The organism is Amycolatopsis sp. NPDC004625 (assembly GCF_040609695.1).
Classification (GTDB): domain Bacteria; phylum Actinomycetota; class Actinomycetes; order Mycobacteriales; family Pseudonocardiaceae; genus Amycolatopsis.
Genome location: NZ_JBEXKX010000036.1, coordinates 1 through 2,907, shown reverse-complemented (window position 1 = coordinate 2,907; position 2,907 = coordinate 1). Strand labels below are relative to the sequence as shown.

The window sequence follows — 2,907 nt, the reverse complement described above, 5'->3', positions numbered from 1 at the left end:
GGGCGGGGGGCGGCGCGGCGCCCCCCCCCTCCCCGGCCGGGTCGTGGCGGGGTTGGTGTTCTTGGTCTTCGTCCCTCACAACCTCATCCCCCCCCCCCCCACCCCGCGCGGCGGCGGCGCCTCTCACCATCCCGTGCGGGCGAGGTCCCGGAAGCAGTCCCAAGCCCGGCTGACCAGCGCCGGGTGCGTCCGCAGGTCGATCGCGGTGCGGGCCAGCGCCGCGGCCGAGGCCAGCATCGCCGCCCGCCCGCGCGGGCCGGCCGCCGCTTCCGCGAACTCCGGTGTGTGGTCCGAATGCTCCTCCGCCGCGATCGCCACGAACGGGTGAATCGCCGGGACGCGGACGCTGACGTCGCCGATGTCCGACGACCCGAGGTAGACCCCGGGGGCCGGCGGGGTCGCGTGGATGCCGCACGCCGCCAGGTGCTCGGTGAACCGCTCGGACAGCACGGGGTTGTCGCGGAAATGCGAGTACCCGCGGCCGAGGCGTTCGACCTCGGCCTTCGCGCCGGTCGCCAGCGCCGCGCCCTCCGCGCACGTCGTCACGGCTTCGACCAGGCTGTCCAGCGCGTCCGTCGTCAGCGCGCGCAGCCCGAAGTGGCCCTCGGCGCGGTCCGGGACGATGTTCGTCGCCTCGCCGCCGTGGGTGATGATGCCCTGGACGTGCGAACCCGGCGGCAGCCGCTGGCGCAGGGCGGCCACCGCGCCGAACGCCTGGATCAGCGCGGCGAGCGCGTCGACGCCGGCCTCCGGGTCGCCGGTCGGGTGGGCGGCGCGGCCGTGGAAGGTCACCTCGAGCTCCACCTGCGCGGTCAGCGGCGCCCACGACCACGAGTGGACGCCGGGGTGGATCATCAGGGCCGCGTCGACGTCGTCGAAGATCCCCGCCTCGGCCATGGCGACCTTGCCGCCGCCGCGTTCCTCGGCCGGGGTGCCCACCGCGAGCAGCGACCCCGGGGTGTCCCCCAGCACCTCCTTGGCGGCGAGCGCGGCCCCGAGGCCGGCCGCGGCGATCAGGTTGTGCCCGCAGGCGTGCCCGAGGCCGGGCAGGGCGTCGTACTCGAGCAGCAGCGCCACGCACGGCCGCCCTTCCCCCGCCCGGGCGACGAACGCCGTGGGGAGGCCGGCAACCCCGCGCTCGACCTCGAAGCCGTCCGCGGCCAGCTCTTGCGTCAGCAGTTCGGCGGCGGCGTGTTCCTCATAGGACAGTTCCGGCCGCTCGTGCAGCGCGGTGGCGACGGCCCACAGCCGCTCGTCCAGGTGCTCGATCCGCTCGTCGGCCCGCTCGTGCAGCTCCTCGTGCCACTCCATGCCCTCCGGGATACCCCAACCACGGACGGTCATGCCACCGGAAGGGGTTTCGCGCGGGCCGGCTCCGGCTACTCGCGCGGCATGGACCACAGCAAGGCACCGGTGCTCGAGGCGCTGCGCGACTACCGCAGCGCCGGCTACGTCCCGTTCAACGCGCCCGGCCACAAGCAGGGCCGCGGGGTCGATCCGCGGGTGCTGGAGGTCGTCGGCGCCGACGTGTTCCGGTCCGACGTCATCTCGCTCAACGGCCTGGACGACCGGCTGATGCGCCGGGGCGTGCTCGCCGAAGCCCAGGAGCTGATGGCCGACGCGGTCGGCGCCGAGCACACGTTCTTCTCGACGTGCGGCAGTTCCCTGTCGGTGAAGAGCGCGATGCTCGCGGTCGCCGGCCCGCACGAGAAACTGCTGGTCCCGCGGCACGTGCACAAGTCGGTGATCTCCGGGCTGATCGTCAGCGGGGTGCAGCCGGTGTGGGTGCACCCGCACTGGGACGCCGAACGGCACCTGAGCCACCCGCCGGGCGTGCGGGAGTTCGCCGAGGCGTACGAGAGCGCCTCCGACGTCAAGGGCGCGCTGGTCGTCACGCCGACCGACTACGGGACGGGCGGTGACCTGGGCGCGATCGCGCAGTGGTGCCACGAACGCGGTCTCCCGCTGATCGTCGACGAGGCGTGGGGCGCGCACCTGCCCTTCCACGACGGCCTGCCGCCGTGGGGGATGGACGCGGGCGCCGACGTGTGCGTCACGAGCGTCCACAAGATGGGCGCGGCGGTCGAACAGAGCTCGGTGTTCCACCTCCAGGGCGACCGCGTCGACCCGGACGTGCTGAAGGCGCGCGAAGACCTGCTCGGCACGACCAGCGCGAGCTCGCTGGTCTACGCCGCCCTCGACGGCTGGCGCCGGCAGATGGCCGAACACGGCGAGGAGCTTCTCGACGGCGCACTGACGCTCGTCAAGTCGGTCCGCAGCCGGCTGGCCGAACTCGGTGTGGGCGTGCTGTACGACGAGTTCCTCGGCCCGGACCTCGCCCACTCCGCCGACCCGCTGAAGGTCGTGCTCGATCTGGACGCGCTGGGCATCAGCGGCTACCAGGCCGCCGACTGGCTGCGGGACCACCGGCGGGTCACCGTCGGCCTGTCCGACCACCGCCGGATCGTCGCGCAGTTCACCCACTCCGACGACGAGCAGACGGCCGGCACGCTGATCGATGCCGTCGACGCGCTGGTGAAGGCTGCGCCCTCGTTCGAGAAGCCGCCGCGGGTGAACCTGCCGTCGCCGCGGGAACTGGAGCTGGAGACGGCGATGCTGCCGCGCGACGCGTTCTTCGGCCCGGCCGAGCAGGTGCCGGTGGCCCAGGCGCCGGGCCGGATCTCGGCGGAGATGATCACGCCGTACCCGCCGGGAGCGCCCGGTGTGCTGCCCGGCGAGGTCATCACGCAGCCGGTCGTCGACTACCTGCGCAGCGGCCTGGGCGCCGGCATGATGCTGCCCGACCCCGCCGACTCCGAGCTCGGGTCCATCCGCGTCGTCGCCAACCGGTCGTGGTGGGTGTATGGACGGGCTGAGACCCACTTCACAACAGCCCCCGGCCAGGTC

General features: G+C 73.9%; 2 protein-coding genes. One reads left to right on the top strand and one right to left on the bottom strand.

What is annotated here, in order from left to right:
* Positions 1 to 123 precede the first annotated feature (123 nt).
* Positions 124 to 1,311 carry an amidohydrolase gene (locus ABZW17_RS32760; RefSeq protein ID WP_354822855.1) on the bottom strand — a complete coding sequence of 396 codons (1,188 nt, stop codon included), beginning with the start codon at positions 1,309 to 1,311 and terminating at the stop codon, positions 124 to 126.
* Between the two features lie 81 nt (positions 1,312 to 1,392).
* On the opposite strand from ABZW17_RS32760, the gene ABZW17_RS32755 reads away from it, so the two are divergent.
* On the top strand, positions 1,393 to 2,907 hold a 1,515-nt coding region (locus ABZW17_RS32755), incomplete at its 3' end, for a hypothetical protein (RefSeq protein WP_354822853.1).